The following is a 12,984-nucleotide window of genomic DNA, read 5'->3' as shown; positions in this document are numbered from 1 at the left end:
CTAACGGAAAAAATGGCGAGAATGGGCCAGCCGATGCGGGGCCGTTGAAGTATGACACTTTGGTGACATTATTGGGCGGAGGTCAGGTGAGTCGGTCTGACCTCGACCTGTCGCTGTCGCTGGCCCCGGCCCTTGTGGCAGCGGATGGCGGGGCTGACAGGGCGTTGACGTTAGGGCATTTTCCCGAGGCGGTGGTGGGCGATTTCGACTCGCTGAGTGCGGCGGCACGCGCCAAGATCCCGGATCGTGCGCTGCATCATGTGACCGAGCAGGAAAGCACGGATTTCGAAAAGGCGCTTGGCCATATCGACGCGCCTGGGGTGATTGCGCTTGGCATGACCGGTCGGCGCACCGATCACGAATTGGCGGCATGGCACACGCTGCTGCGCTGTCGGGTGCCGGCCTGCATCGTGGTCGCAGAGGAGGATATCGTCTTCCTGTGTCCGCCAGAGTTGCGCCTTGATCTGCCCGTCGGCACGCGACTGTCGCTGTTTCCCATGGCGCCGGTCACGGGGCGGTCTGAAGGGCTGCATTGGCCCATCGACGGAATCGCGTTTGCGCCGGGGCGGGCGATCGGCACGTCGAACCGGGTCTCGTCGCCCGAGGTGCTGATTACGGTTGATCAGGCGGCCATGCTGGTCATTCTGCCGAAACAGCAACTTTCGGCGGCGCTTTCGGCACTGTTTTGAGGGTTTTTCCCTCGCCTGCGCGAGCGGGCTTGTGTAAGAGCTTCGTGACGCAACAATGACGGCAGACCCATGAGCGCAGAGCTTTCCCCCATTGATAAAGCCAAATTCGTCGCCGCGAAACGCGCGGTGGACTATGTCGAGGACGGTATGCGCGTGGGGCTTGGCACCGGATCGACCGCCGCGTGGATGGTGCGCTGCCTGGGGGAACTGGTCCGCGAAGAGGGCATGAAGATCACCGGCGTCGCCACCTCGTCCCGCACGGCAGAGCTGGCGCGGCAGGTTGGGGTTCCGGTGTCGACGCTGGATGACGTGAAATGGCTGGACCTGACCATCGACGGGGCCGATGAATATGACTCGCGCCTCAACCTGATCAAGGGCGGCGGCGGGGCGCTGCTGATGGAAAAGATCGTGGCCACGGCGTCGGACCAGATGATCGTGATTGCCGATCCGACCAAGCAGGTGGAGACGCTCGGCGCCTTCCCGCTGCCTGTCGAAGTGATCCCGTTCGGCTGGCAGACCTCGAAGGCGCTGATCGAGGAGATGCTGGGCAATTTCGACGTGCTGGGGCGGACGACCTCGCTGCGGCTGGCCAATGACCAGCCGTTCCGCACCGACGAAGGCAACTTCATTCTGGACCTGCACCTGCGCAAGATCGGCAACCCGCAACAGCTGAGCCTAGCGCTGAACCAGATCCCCGGCGTTGTCGAGAACGGGCTGTTTCTGGATATCTGTGACATCATCGTGATCGGCAATGGCGATGGCAGCGTCGAAGTGCGCGACATCAATAACGGCACGGTCGAGCACGAGCAGATTGACATCATCGACACCGATAACCTTTTTGTCGACATCGCCGACTGACCCCTGTGTCGCCGCGCGGGCGCCTGTGCGCCCATGCGCGTGGCCAAAACGGGGCGGGGCGCGGTAGACCGACGCCGACTCAGATGACCAGGGAGCCGGAGCATGAGCCAATTCGACTATGACCTCTTCGTGATCGGGGGCGGATCGGGCGGCGTGCGCGCGGGCCGGATCGCGGCAGAGCACGGCGCACGGGTTGCGCTGGCGGAAGAATACCGCATGGGCGGCACCTGCGTGATCCGGGGCTGCGTGCCGAAAAAGCTGATGGTCTATGCCTCGGGCTATCCGGGGCAGATCCATGATGCACAGCAATATGGCTGGGAGGCCACGGCAGGCCGCTTCGACTGGTCGAAATTCCGGGGCAAGCTGGACGCGGAACTGGACCGGCTGGAAGGCGCCTATCGCGGTAATTTGGGCCGGTCCGGCGTGACCGTCTACGATCAGCGGGCGGTGCTGAGCGATCCGCACAGGGTGACGCTGGCGGACGGGCAAAGCTTTAGCGCTGCGCATATTCTGGTGGCGACGGGCGGCTGGCCCTTCGTGCCGGATTTTCCCGGCTCGGATCTGGTGATGACCTCGAACGAGGTGTTCAAGCTTGATGAACAGCCCGAAAGCGTGCTGGTTGTGGGCGGCGGCTATATTGCCTGCGAATTTGCCGGTATCTTCAATGGCCTGGGCACCAAGGTGACGCAGTTCTATCGCGGGGCGCAGATCCTGCGGGGCTTTGATGACGAGGCGCGCGGACATGTGGCCGACGCCATGCGGGCGCGCGGGATCGACCTGCATGTGGGCTGCAACGTGATGGAAGTGAAACAGGTCGAAGGCGGCCTGTGGGTCAAGGCCACGAACGGCATGGAACAGGTGTTTTCCAAGGTGCTCTACGCGACGGGCCGGGTGCCCAACAGCGCGGGGCTGGGGTTGGAAGAGGCGGGCGTCGTGCTGGGCCGCAACGGCGAAATCAAGGTCGACGATTACAGCCAGACCAACATCCCCTCGATCTATGCCGTGGGCGACGTGACCGATCGCGTGAACCTGACCCCGGTGGCGATCCGCGAAGGCCATGCCTTTGCCGATACCGTCTTTGGCGGCACCCCGCGCAAGACCGATCACGAGCTGATCCCCTCGGCCGTCTTCACCCAGCCGGAACTGGGCACGGTGGGGCTGACCGAGGAAGAGGCGCGCGATGCCGGTCCGATCGAGATATATGCCGCGGCCTTCCGGCCGATGCAGACGCTGTTTGCCGGTCATGACGAACGGGTGATGATGAAACTCATCGTCTGCGGCAATACGCGCAAGGTTCTGGGCGTTCACCTGGTGGGCGACCACGCGGGCGAGCTGATCCAGTTGGCGGGCGTGGCCGTGAAGATGGGGGCCACGAAAGAAGATTTCGATGCTACAGTGGCGGTGCACCCGACCATGGCCGAAGAACTGGTGACGCTGAAAACTCCGGTGAGAACGGCTTGATTTTTGGGGCCTTCGGGCACAGTTAGCTAATGGATGTGGGCGCGCCCTTCGGGGGGCGCCCTTGGGATAAAAAGGGGAAAGACCGGCATGGCTGGAAATTCTGGCGGCCCTTGGGGCGGCGGTGGCGGCTCCGGTGGCGGAGGCAACAGGGGAAATGGCAATGACGATCGCGGCGGGCGACGCCCGGGCGAGGGTCAGCAGATTCCCGAAATTGACGAAATCGTCCGCAAGGGCCAAGAGCAACTGCGCGTCCTGATGGGCGGTCGCGGCGGGCGCACTGGCGGCGGCGGGTCCGGGGACGGACCGCAATTCGGCAAGGGCACCATCCTTGCCGCCGTGCTTGCGGCTGCGGGTCTGTGGCTTTACGTGTCGGTTTACACCGTGCGGCCGGAAGAGCAGTCGGTCGAACTGTTCCTCGGACAATTTCAGTCCTTCGGACAGCCGGGCCTGAACTTTGCGCCGTGGCCGGTGGTCACCGCCGAGGTGGTCGAGGTCACGACGAACCGCACCGAATCCATCGGCACCAACCGCTCCAGCAACGCGTCCACCGGGCTGATGCTGACCACGGACGCGAATATCGTCGATATCGACTTCGAAGTGGTGTGGAATGTCTCGGACCCGCGCGGGTTCCTGTTCAACCTTGCCGAGCCGGCCGCGACCGTGCGTGCGGTGTCTGAATCCGCGATGCGCGAAGTGATCGCCGCCTCGCAACTGGCCCCGATCCTGAACCGGGACCGGGGGCTGATCGCCGATACCGTGCAGCAATTGATCCAGGACACGCTGGACAGCTATGATGCCGGTATCAACATCGTGCGTCTCAACCTTGACCGGGCCGACCCGCCGATGGAAGTGATCGACGCCTTCCGCGACGTGCAGGCCGCCGAGCAGGAGCGCGACCGGCTGCAACGCCAGGCCGACGCCTACGCCAACCGGGTGCTGGCAGGCGCCCGTGGTGAAGCCGCGCAAAACCTCGAAGAGGCCGAAGGTTATCGGGCACAGGTGGTGAACGTTGCCGAAGGTGAGGCCAGCCGCTTCTCGTCTGTCTTGCAGGAATATCAACTGGCACCGGAAGTGACGCGCCAGCGTATGTACCTTGAAACCATGGAATCCGTGTTGGGTGCCATGGATATGACCATTCTGGACACTGGCACCGGCGGGGACACGCAGGGCGTGGTGCCCTACCTGCCGCTCAATGAACTTCGCCGGGGGAGCAACTGATGCGTAAAGCGACCTTCATCATCCCCACAATCGTCGTCATTCTGGCGGTGATCCTGAGCTCGGTCTTCGTTGTCGATGAGCGTCAGCGCGCGCTGGTGCTGCAATTCGGCCAGATCCGTCGGGTGATCGACGAGCCGGGCCTGAACTTCAAGATCCCGTTCATTCAGGACGTGGTCTATTACGACGACCGCATTCTTGCCCTCGATACCAGCCCGATCGAGGTGACGCCGTCGGACGATCGTCGTCTGGTGGTCGATGCCTTTGCACGGTACCGGATCGTGGATACCGAGCAGTTCCGCCTGGCCGTGGGTGTCGGCGGACTCTCGCGGGCGCAAACCCTGCTGGAAAACATCCTGAACCCGCAAATCCGCGAAGTTCTGGGGTCTGACGGCGTGACCTCGAACACCATCATTTCGCCCGAACGGGCCGCGTTGATGCAGCGGATCACCGAGCAGGCGCGCACGTTGGCGTTGCCGCTGGGGCTCGATATCCTTGATGTGCGTTTGAAACAGACCGCGCTGCCGCAGCAGAACCTTGAAGCAACCTTTGCCCGGATGCGGGCGGAACGCGAACGGGAAGCCACGGACGAGCGGGCGCGCGGTGAAGAAGCCGCACAGCGCGTGCGGGCGCAGGCCGACCGGACCGTGGTCGAACTGGTCTCGGATGCAAACCGGCAGGCCGATATCATCCGCGGTGAAGCCGATGCGGAACGCAACCGGATCTATGCCGATGCCTTTGGCGCCGATCCGGACTTCTTCGAGTTCTACCGTGCGATGATCGCCTACCAGAATGCGCTGCGGGGTGAGAACACCTCGATGGTTCTGAGCCCGGATAGCGCGTTCTTCGACTATTTCGGATCGCCGATGGGGCGCAGTGGCAGCCTCGTGATGCCGGACGCGGCGGCCGCGCCTGCCGCAATAGAGGCGGCTCCAGCCGATGCAGGCGGCGCTGCGGACACGGGTACCGCCCTGCCGGAAGGGCAGTAAGACCCATGATCCAGTCGATCCTCTGGGGGCTCGGACTGGTGCTTGTGATAGAGGGGCTGGCCTATGCGCTGGCCCCTTCTGTCATGAAGGACCTGATGCGCCGGATGCAGCACGAGCCGGAAGAAACCCTGCGGATTGCCGGGTTTGCCGCGTTGGTGATCGGGACGGTTCTGGCGGTGTTGAGTCATGTCCTGACCGGATGAGGATCGCCGCCTTGCGGCGGCGATCCGGGCGAGGGGGCCAGCCCCCTCGCGCTCCCTCGGAGTATTTTTGCCAAGAAGAAGGGATCAGAGCGTTTTTCGCATGATCGGTCTGGTCGGGGACCGGCGGGCGACCTCGGTGAAGCCGACCTTGCGGAAGGTGCCCAGAAAGCCGGTCCAGGCGTAAACGGCGGGGTAGTTCGGTTTCGGCGGGTCGATCGGGTAGCCTTCCAGCACGCTTGCGCCGCGGTCGCGGGCGAAGGTGCAGGCGGCGGCGAGCAGATCGACGGAGAGGCCGCTTTTGCGGTGCGCTGTGTCGATCAGGAAGCAGGACACGCTCCAGACCGGTTGATCGTCTACCGGTGTCAACACGCGCGAGGCGTCGAGCCGGGGGAAAGCGGTGCGGGCGTCGACCTGTATCCAGCCCACCGGCGTGTCCCCGGCCCAAGCGACCAGCCCCGGCACATGGCCCGCGTCGAAGAGCGCCTTCATCGCCGCGCGGTTGCCCGCGCCCTGGCCTGCCTCCATCTCGCGTTTCGAGAGCCGCCACAGCATGCACCAGCAGCCGCCGCAGCCGCCCTTGTCGCCCATCACGGCGCTGAACCCGGCCCAATCGGCCGGGGCGATGCGGGGTTGCATGGTTTCCTCCGAATTGGTCCAACATTGGCCCTGAGTTGCGGTATAGATCAAGAGAGCCGGTCTTTGCCGCGCCTGAACCGCGACGATCTGGGCGCTATCACGCCCATGTGACTCAAATGAAAGACGAGACGGTTGAATGCGGCCGCCGTGCCGCAAATATCTTGAACACGAGAGGGCAGGGACAGCCTACCTTTGGTTTGACAGGAGGAAATCGAGTGACCATGCAAACCGCACATACCAGGGCCGTCGCGCTGACCAGGCCCCAGGGCCGATCATTGGCCTATCCCGTGACGACCCTTTTCCTGATCATCGCCATGGCCTTGGCCACGCTGGCCGGCACTGCGGTGCCGTCACGGGCGCAGATCGCGGGGCCCGGCAGCTTTGCCGATCTCGTCGATGAAGTGGGCGACGCGGTCGTCAATATCACCACCACCAGCCTCGTGGCTGCGAATACAGGGCCTATGCCGCAGGTTCCGCCGGGGTCGCCGCTGGAGGATTTCTTCAACGACTTCATGAACCGCAACCCGGGCCAAGGTCCGGCCCCGGCGCCCCGGCGTTCGAATGCGCTCGGCTCGGGCTTCGTGATCTCGGAAGACGGCTATATCGTCACCAACAACCACGTCATCGACGGGGCTGACGAAATCATGATCGACTTCCGCGATGGCACCCGGTTGCCGGCCGACGTCGTGGGGACCGACCCCAACACCGATATCGCCCTGCTGAAGGTAGAACCGGCCTCGGCGTTGACCCATGTTGCGTTTGGCGACAGCGATAGCGCCCGCGTCGGCGATTGGGTGATGGCCATGGGCAACCCGCTCGGCCAAGGGTTTTCGGTCTCGGTCGGGATCGTCTCGGCCCGCGAACGGGCGCTGTCGGGCACCTATGACAACTACATCCAGACCGACGCCGCCATCAATCGTGGCAACTCGGGTGGGCCGCTGTTCAACATGGATGGCGAGGTGGTCGGTGTGAACACCGCGATCCTCAGCCCCAATGGCGGCTCGATCGGGATCGGATTCTCGATGTCGTCCAACGTCGTGTCGCACGTGGTGCAACAGCTTCAGGACTTCGGCGAAACCCGCCGTGGCTGGCTGGGCGTTCGCATTCAGGACGTGTCTGCCGATATCGCCGAAGGTCTGGGTCTGGATCAGGCCAGCGGCGCGCTGGTGACGGATGTGCCCGAAGGCCCCGCCCGCGAGGCCGGGATGGAAGTGGGTGACGTGATCACCACCTTCAACGGCGTGGCCGTCGATGACACCCGCGAACTGGTGCGGGTCGTGGGCGATGCGCCGGTGGGCGAAACCGTCCGCGTGGTGGTCTACCGCGATGGCGAAACTCAGACGCTTCTGGTGACGCTTGGTCGGCGCGAAACCTCGGAAAACGCGGCTTTCCCCGATCAGAACGGCGATACGCCGGTGGTGCCTGCCCCGTCTTCGGACGTGCTGGGAATGTCGCTGGCGCCGCTGACCGACGAGGCGCGTCAGGCCAATGGCATCGAAACCGGCCTGCTGGTGGAATCGGTCGATCCCACCTCGGATGCGGCTGATCGTGGGCTGATGGCGGGCGACGTCATCACCGAGGTCGGCCAACAGCCGGTGTCGGATGTTGAAGCCTTCCGGACCCGAGTGACGGAAGCGGAAGATGCCGGTCAGAACAGTGTTCTGCTGCTGATCCGCCGTGACGGCACCCCGCGGTTCGTGGCGCTGCCGATCAACAAGTAAGGCCTGCGGGTCTTTTGAAAGCCCCTGAGTCATGCCAGGGCAGCCCCCGCCGGAGACGATCCGGCGGGGGATTTTTTATCTGAAATCCTTGAGGAGACGGGTGGTTTCGGGGTCGAGGAAGCCCGCCACGGTGGCCTCTGTCTCCAGATCCAGCGCGCGGGACATGTCGGGCATGGCCGCCGCGTTCAGCACCCGTTTCATCGCGCGGGTCGAAAGCGGTGGCAGCGCGGCGAGGCGGCGCGCGGTGACGAGCGCCTCGTCCGCAAGCGCGTCATCCGGGGCAACGCGCCAGGCCACGCCGAGGCTGTGTAACTCGGTCGCCGTGTAGCGGTCGCCGAAAATCAGCATCTCGCGCGCCTTGGCAAGACCGACCATCGCGGGCAACAGGGTGGTGACCGCGCCGGTGACGAAGAGATTGAGCGAGACCTCGGGGAAGAACGCCTTGGCGCTGTCGCCCCAGATCGGGAAATCGCAGTTGATTGCCCATTCGAACCCGCCGCCCACGGCCCATCCGTTGATAGCGCCCACAACCGGCTTGGGGCCGAAACAGATCGCGCGGGTCGCGGCCTGAATGGCGGTGACCAGACTGCGGGCCTCTTCCTCGCTTGCGGGGTGGGTGTGGTCCTGCCGGTCGTCGCCCGCGCAGAACGCGCGGCCCTCGCCGGTGAAAATGATCGCCCGTGTCGCCGGGTCGGCATTGGCATCGTCGAAGGCGCGGGCCACGTCGCGGATGAGGGTCAGGTTCATCGCGTTCAGCCGGTCTGGCCGGTTCAGGGCGATCCGGCGCACGCCGTCGTCGACCAGATCGCTGAGCACGGTGTCATAGGTGAAATCGCTCATCGCTCAGTACTCCCGCAGGACGCGTTTGGTTTTGCCTTCGGTTACGGGGAAGGTGCCGTGCGGCACCAGCGTGACGCGGGCGCTGGCGCCGAGGGTGCGTTTCACGGCCTGTTCCACGCTGTTGCGCAGCCCATCGCTGGCCGCGACGCCGCGCGCCAGTTCCGCCGTCAGGGGCAGCGCGTCATAGGGTGGGGGCGTGTCCAGCACGATCCGGTAATCGCCCGAAAGCGCTTCGATCCCGCTCAGCACGGCGGCGACCATACTGGGAAACAGGTTCAGCCCGCGCACCACCACCATGTCGTCGCTGCGTCCCACCACCCGGAAGCGAAAGCCATGGCGCCCGCAGCGGCAGGGAGCGGTGTCGTCCACCGCGATGATGTCTCCGGTGCGGAACCGAACCAAAGGTTGGCAGTCGCGGGCCAGATGGGTGAGGACAAGCTCGCCCTCGGTTCCCGCCTGCAAGGGCAGGGGCGTGGCGCTGTCGGGGTCGATCAGTTCGGGCCAGAGCACGTCCCAAGCCATGAAATGCAGCCGCGAGTCATGTTCGCATTGCGCCGCGAAGTTCGAAAACACGTCAGACACGCCGTAGTTGGCATTGCGCGGCTCCATCCCCCAGGTTTCCCGGATACGGTCCCTGAGAGCCGGGTCGTCCAGCCCCGGCTCGCCGCCGAATAGGCCGAGTTTCAAACCCAGATTGCGGGGAACCATGCCGAGCCGGTCGAGCACCCGTTCCAGCACCGCCGGATAAGAGGGCGTGCAGGAGATCGCGTTGATGCCGACCTCTTGGATCGTGCGGATCAGCAATTCGGTCGAGCCGACGCCGAAGGGCACGACCAGCGCGCCGGTTGCCTCCAACGTCATGTGATCGGTCACGCCACCCATCCACATCTGGTAGTTCAGGCAATGCACCACCGTGTGATCCGCCGTCAGCCCCGCCGCGCCGTGGCAGCGCCCGCCGACCGCCGCCGTAATCGCGGCATCGCGGGCCGAAAGGGCAAGGTTCATCGCTTGCCCGGTGGTGCCCGAGGTGCGGTGCAGCCGGTTGGCGGTGGCGCGCGGCGTGGCAAGGTAGTCGCCGAAGGGCGGATGCGCAGCCTGACTCAGCCGTAGCCCAGCCTTGTCCGACAGCGGCAGGGTTGGCAGATCGCGCAGGTCGGTGGGCGGTGCCGCGCCGTCCCAGAGCCGTTGGTAAAAGGCAGAGTTGTCCGCCACATGGGCGCGCTGCCGGTTCCATGCCGCCTGCTGCGCGGGCAGCAGGGCGTCTGCCCTCTGAAATTCGGCCCCGTCGATCAGGCTCATCCCGTCATTCCTCTTTCCCAGATATGTGACAAGGTCTCGATCAGCGCGGTGCGGTCCTGCGACAGCGCGGCGAGCGTGGGGTCGTCCCCGAAATGCAGCATGATCAGGTATTGATCGACCATGCCGCCAAGCGCGTAGGCGCGGCGCAGCAGTTCATCGCGGGATGTTGCGCCCCGCCGCCCCCAAGCGTCGGCCACGGTCTCGGCCCAGTCGCGGTTGAGGCGCTGAAAGGCAGCGCTGGCCTCGGGGAAAGCATCGAGCCGCGTGACGAGGCAGCGCATCAGCCCGCGATTGGCTGCGAAAAGATCAAGATAGGCGGCGGTCGATCGGCGCGAGCGGTCCTCGGGCGTGGGGCCATTGCGGGCGGCTTGTCGCATCTCACCTTGAAGGAAGGTGATGAATTCGAGCAGCGTATCCGCCAGCGCGCCCCGAATGTCGGGGAAATAGGTGTAGAATGTGCCATGCGCGCTGCCCGCCACGCGACAGATATCGGCGACCTTCAGGTCTGCGGGTGGACGATCGTCCAGCAGTTCGGCCATCGCCGCTTGCAGGCGTGCGCGGGTGCGGTCGCGCTTGCTGGCGCCCCTGCAGCGGATCAGCAGTGCCTTGGCAAAGCGTGCGGGGGTTTGGGTGGTCTCGGTCATTGGATCTCGCATTTATGAAAATGAGATCAACGTCAAAAATGAGTCGAGTCAAGGTCGATCCGGCAAGCAAGGCTGTGATTATTCTTCAGATGCCGCGTAGTCGGGACGTGCCGCGGCGACCGGATCCCAGACGGCTAGGCCCAAGAGGCGCGCAGCGGCCAGCGACAGAACGCCCGAATCCAGCCCTTGCGGGTCTTGAAACTGGCGGATCGCGCGGCGGGTGGGTCGGTCCATCACGCCGTTGACGGGGCCTTGGTAGATGCCGCGCGCGGCAAGCGCCCGCTGGACCGAGGCGATGAATGCGGGGTCGGTCTCGGATTGGCAGGGGGTTTCGAACCACACTTCTTGTCGTTCCTGAACAATACGTTGCCGGGTCTCGGTGCGGAAAATCGCGGGCTCTCGCACGGCCCCGTCCGAGGCCAGTTGCGGTGGCTGGACCATCACCTGTTCCGTTACCGTTTCGATGACGGCAGGCGTCTGGTCGCGGGCATAGCAAGCGTCGGGACGGGCGTCTTCCGGGCCTTCCCCGCGCGAGATGATGGTGCCGTCCCGCTCCATCAGCCGGGCGACTTCGGCACCGGGGCCCGCGCCACAGGCGGCCAAGCCCATCAGGCCCGCAAGAAGGGGAAGGGAAACTTTCATGGGTCTGCCGTGCGCCTGTCTTGTGCCTGCCTCGGTCGGCCCGTCTGCGCGGGGCCCTTGTCTTGGGGCATAGGATACAGGGTTTTGGCCTTGCGGCAAAGGCTTAACGGTCGTCGGGGCGGGCCAGAAGCTCATCCAGCATATGCGAGATATCCTCGACCTCTTCGGCAACGACATGGGTGACGCCGTGGTCGCGCTGTACCCGGCCCGTCACCCGCAACAGCCGCCCGGCGATCACCGCGCGGCGAAAGCGTTCGTAGATCTTGCGCCAGATGATGACGTTGCAGACGCCTGTTTCATCCTCCAGCGTCAGGAAAATCACCCCCTTGGCGGTGCCGGGCCGCTGGCGCACCAGGACCAGCCCGGCCACTGTGACCCGCGCATTCAGCGGCGGTCGGTCGAGCAGCGCGTGTTGGATCGCCACGGGCGGGCGCGGCCAGTCTGGGGGGCGAATATCGGGCTCCATGGGAACAAAGATAGAACATAAGAGAGATGACGCAAGCGCGCAATTTCCCCGCGCAAAAGTGACGCATTCGGACTGGCAAAGCCCGTTTTGGGCCGCTACGTAATGCCCGGACTGAGTTTAAGGACAGGCACCCATGGCGAAGATCACCTATATCGAGTTCAATGGCACCGAGCATGTCGTCGACGTTCCCAACGGTCTGACCGTGATGGAAGGTGCGCGCGACAACAATATTCCGGGCATCGAGGCCGATTGCGGCGGGGCTTGTGCCTGCTCGACCTGCCACGTGCATGTGGACGCGGCGTGGAAGGACAAGCTGCCCGCCATCGACCCAATGGAAGAGGACATGCTGGAATTCGCCTATGAACCGGACGAGTTTTCGCGCCTGACCTGCCAGCTCAAGGTCTCGGACGAGTTGGATGGGCTGGTCGTGCGGATGCCCGAAAAGCAGATCTGATGCGGGTGGGGCTTGCCTGTGCGCTGGCCCTGTTCTGCGCGGGTGGGGCGGCGGCCTGCACGGTCGATCAGGCCAGCCTGACGGCCTATCCCGGTAGCGTCACGGTCGATGCGACAACACGGGGTGCCATCGGGCGCGCGTGGTTCGACGATCCCGTGACACGCTATCGCCATTTCGTGCTTGGACGACAGGACGAGCCCGAAACGCTTTGGGTCGATGCGCCGGGCAATCACGGGCTGTGCGGCCATGCGCTGACGCTGGAGGCCGATCACGTGTTCGAGGACGTGGCCCCCCGGCTGGTCGATCTGGATGGCGACGGCACCGATGAGGTGATCGTCGCGCGCAGTCACCGTCGGTTTGGTGCGCAGCTGGCGGTCTATCGCTGGACCGGGAGTAACTTGGTTCTGGACGCAGCCACCCCCTATATCGGCCAGCCGCGCCGTTGGCTGGCGATAGTCGGCGCGGGTGATTTTGACGGCGATGGCGCGGTGGAGATCGCGTATATTGACCGCCCGCACCTGGCCCGCACCCTACGTGTCTGGCGGTATACACCCGGTGCGCTGACCCAGGTCGCGGCGGTTTCGGGCCTGACCAATCACCGCATTGGCGACGCGCATATCTCTTCTGCGATCCGCGACTGCGGGCAGGGGCCCGAGATTTTGACCGCCGACAGCGATTGGCAGCGGCTTCTCGCAACGCGCGTGCAGGGCGCACAACTCGTCGCCCGTGACCTCGGCCCGTGGAGCACGGCGGCGTTGGAGGCCGCCAGTGCCTGCCGCTAGATCATGGCGCGCAAATGTGGAAACCGGTTTTGCGCTTCCTGGACCTGCGGCATCAATAGGCGAGAGTGGGCGGCGCGCATGTAAA

General features: G+C 64.8%; 15 protein-coding genes. 9 read left to right on the top strand and 6 right to left on the bottom strand.

Translation table 11 applies throughout. From position 1 onward, the window contains the following. The first annotated feature begins 44 nt into the window (after window positions 1-44). From BKY27_RS12010 to BKY27_RS11985, 6 genes are all read left to right on the top strand, one after another. A complete protein-coding gene (locus tag BKY27_RS12010) occupies window positions 45-689 on the top strand; it encodes a thiamine diphosphokinase (RefSeq protein WP_071674728.1) in 645 nt (214 codons plus the stop codon). Between the two features lie 69 nt (window positions 690-758). Continuing rightward, entirely contained in the window at window positions 759-1,547 is a 789-nt protein-coding gene (gene rpiA / locus BKY27_RS12005; RefSeq protein WP_071674727.1) for a ribose-5-phosphate isomerase RpiA, read from the top strand. A gap of 102 nt (window positions 1,548-1,649) precedes the next feature. Next, on the top strand, window positions 1,650-3,008 hold the full coding sequence (gene gor, locus BKY27_RS12000; protein WP_071674726.1) for a glutathione-disulfide reductase: 1,359 nt from the start codon (window positions 1,650-1,652) through the stop codon (window positions 3,006-3,008). A gap of 87 nt (window positions 3,009-3,095) precedes the next feature. Continuing rightward, a complete protein-coding gene (hflK, locus tag BKY27_RS11995; protein WP_071674725.1) occupies window positions 3,096-4,226 on the top strand; it encodes an FtsH protease activity modulator HflK in 1,131 nt (376 codons plus the stop codon). Further along, the gene (gene hflC / locus BKY27_RS11990; protein ID WP_071674724.1) at window positions 4,226-5,212 is read left to right on the top strand and encodes a protease modulator HflC; all 987 of its coding nucleotides are present in this window, start codon (window positions 4,226-4,228) and stop codon (window positions 5,210-5,212) included. The genes hflK and hflC overlap by 1 nt, the downstream gene beginning before the upstream one ends. 5 nt (window positions 5,213-5,217) lie before the next feature. Further along, complete coding sequence (locus BKY27_RS11985) at window positions 5,218-5,415, top strand: DUF2065 domain-containing protein (protein WP_071674723.1); 198 nt, start codon at window positions 5,218-5,220, stop codon at window positions 5,413-5,415. An 84-nt stretch (window positions 5,416-5,499) separates the two neighbouring features. Here the strand turns inward: BKY27_RS11985 and BKY27_RS11980 are convergent, their stop codons facing one another. Further along, window positions 5,500-6,051 carry a GNAT family N-acetyltransferase gene (locus tag BKY27_RS11980; RefSeq protein WP_071674766.1) on the bottom strand — a complete coding sequence of 184 codons (552 nt, stop codon included), beginning with the start codon at window positions 6,049-6,051 and terminating at the stop codon, window positions 5,500-5,502. Window positions 6,052-6,272: 221 nt separating this feature from the next. Between BKY27_RS11980 and BKY27_RS11975 the strand changes: the two genes are divergently transcribed. After that, entirely contained in the window at window positions 6,273-7,772 is a 1,500-nt protein-coding gene (locus tag BKY27_RS11975; protein WP_071674722.1) for a Do family serine endopeptidase, read from the top strand. 75 nt (window positions 7,773-7,847) lie between these two features. On the opposite strand, the gene BKY27_RS11970 is transcribed toward BKY27_RS11975, so the two are convergent. From BKY27_RS11970 to BKY27_RS11950, 5 genes are all read right to left on the bottom strand, one after another. After that, window positions 7,848-8,612 (bottom strand): enoyl-CoA hydratase/isomerase family protein, encoded by a 765-nt coding sequence (locus tag BKY27_RS11970; RefSeq protein ID WP_071674721.1) that lies wholly within the window; start codon window positions 8,610-8,612, stop codon window positions 7,848-7,850. Window positions 8,613-8,615: 3 nt separating this feature from the next. Beyond that, the gene (locus BKY27_RS11965) at window positions 8,616-9,911 is read right to left on the bottom strand and encodes a phenylacetate--CoA ligase family protein (protein WP_071674720.1); all 1,296 of its coding nucleotides are present in this window, start codon (window positions 9,909-9,911) and stop codon (window positions 8,616-8,618) included. Then, window positions 9,908-10,555: a TetR/AcrR family transcriptional regulator gene (locus BKY27_RS11960; protein WP_084667955.1), complete on the bottom strand. Its 648-nt coding sequence runs from the start codon at window positions 10,553-10,555 to the stop codon at window positions 9,908-9,910. The genes BKY27_RS11965 and BKY27_RS11960 overlap by 4 nt, the downstream gene beginning before the upstream one ends. Before the next feature lie 78 nt (window positions 10,556-10,633). Next, entirely contained in the window at window positions 10,634-11,197 is a 564-nt protein-coding gene (locus tag BKY27_RS11955; protein ID WP_071674718.1) for a peptidoglycan-binding domain-containing protein, read from the bottom strand. Window positions 11,198-11,300: 103 nt separating this feature from the next. Continuing rightward, window positions 11,301-11,663 (bottom strand): OB-fold nucleic acid binding domain-containing protein, encoded by a 363-nt coding sequence (locus BKY27_RS11950; RefSeq protein ID WP_071674717.1) that lies wholly within the window; start codon window positions 11,661-11,663, stop codon window positions 11,301-11,303. A gap of 133 nt (window positions 11,664-11,796) precedes the next feature. Here BKY27_RS11950 and BKY27_RS11945 point away from each other — a divergent pair, with 133 nt between their 5' ends. After that, window positions 11,797-12,117 carry a 2Fe-2S iron-sulfur cluster-binding protein gene (locus BKY27_RS11945; RefSeq protein ID WP_071674716.1) on the top strand — a complete coding sequence of 107 codons (321 nt, stop codon included), beginning with the start codon at window positions 11,797-11,799 and terminating at the stop codon, window positions 12,115-12,117. After that, window positions 12,117-12,899 (top strand): FG-GAP repeat domain-containing protein, encoded by a 783-nt coding sequence (locus BKY27_RS11940; protein WP_071674715.1) that lies wholly within the window; start codon window positions 12,117-12,119, stop codon window positions 12,897-12,899. Before BKY27_RS11945 ends, BKY27_RS11940 begins: the two co-directional genes overlap by 1 nt. Window positions 12,900-12,984: the final 85 nt, after the last annotated feature.

The sequence above is a fragment of the Nioella nitratireducens genome (assembly GCF_001879715.1).
Lineage (GTDB): Bacteria > Pseudomonadota > Alphaproteobacteria > Rhodobacterales > Rhodobacteraceae > Nioella > Nioella nitratireducens.
Note: the sequence above shows the minus strand (reverse complement) of the source record. Positions and strands in the feature narration are given on the sequence as shown.

What these genes read in the sequence shown, in the direction of transcription:
- BKY27_RS11975 (WP_071674722.1), top strand. Translation starts at nt 6,273, where the DNA reads ATGCAAACCGCACATACCAGGGCCGTCGCGCTGACCAGGCCCCAGGGC.
- hflK (WP_071674725.1), top strand. Translation starts at nt 3,096, where the DNA reads ATGGCTGGAAATTCTGGCGGCCCTTGGGGCGGCGGTGGCGGCTCCGGT.
- BKY27_RS11955 (WP_071674718.1), bottom strand. Translation starts at nt 11,197, where the DNA reads ATGAAAGTTTCCCTTCCCCTTCTTGCGGGCCTGATGGGCTTGGCCGCC.
- BKY27_RS11970 (WP_071674721.1), bottom strand. Translation starts at nt 8,612, where the DNA reads ATGAGCGATTTCACCTATGACACCGTGCTCAGCGATCTGGTCGACGAC.
- BKY27_RS11980 (WP_071674766.1), bottom strand. Translation starts at nt 6,051, where the DNA reads ATGCAACCCCGCATCGCCCCGGCCGATTGGGCCGGGTTCAGCGCCGTG.
- BKY27_RS11960 (WP_084667955.1), bottom strand. Translation starts at nt 10,555, where the DNA reads ATGACCGAGACCACCCAAACCCCCGCACGCTTTGCCAAGGCACTGCTG.
- BKY27_RS11985 (WP_071674723.1), top strand. Translation starts at nt 5,218, where the DNA reads ATGATCCAGTCGATCCTCTGGGGGCTCGGACTGGTGCTTGTGATAGAG.
- gor (WP_071674726.1), top strand. Translation starts at nt 1,650, where the DNA reads ATGAGCCAATTCGACTATGACCTCTTCGTGATCGGGGGCGGATCGGGC.
- BKY27_RS11945 (WP_071674716.1), top strand. Translation starts at nt 11,797, where the DNA reads ATGGCGAAGATCACCTATATCGAGTTCAATGGCACCGAGCATGTCGTC.
- BKY27_RS11950 (WP_071674717.1), bottom strand. Translation starts at nt 11,663, where the DNA reads ATGGAGCCCGATATTCGCCCCCCAGACTGGCCGCGCCCGCCCGTGGCG.
- BKY27_RS11940 (WP_071674715.1), top strand. Translation starts at nt 12,117, where the DNA reads ATGCGGGTGGGGCTTGCCTGTGCGCTGGCCCTGTTCTGCGCGGGTGGG.
- BKY27_RS11965 (WP_071674720.1), bottom strand. Translation starts at nt 9,911, where the DNA reads ATGAGCCTGATCGACGGGGCCGAATTTCAGAGGGCAGACGCCCTGCTG.
- hflC (WP_071674724.1), top strand. Translation starts at nt 4,226, where the DNA reads ATGCGTAAAGCGACCTTCATCATCCCCACAATCGTCGTCATTCTGGCG.
- rpiA (WP_071674727.1), top strand. Translation starts at nt 759, where the DNA reads ATGAGCGCAGAGCTTTCCCCCATTGATAAAGCCAAATTCGTCGCCGCG.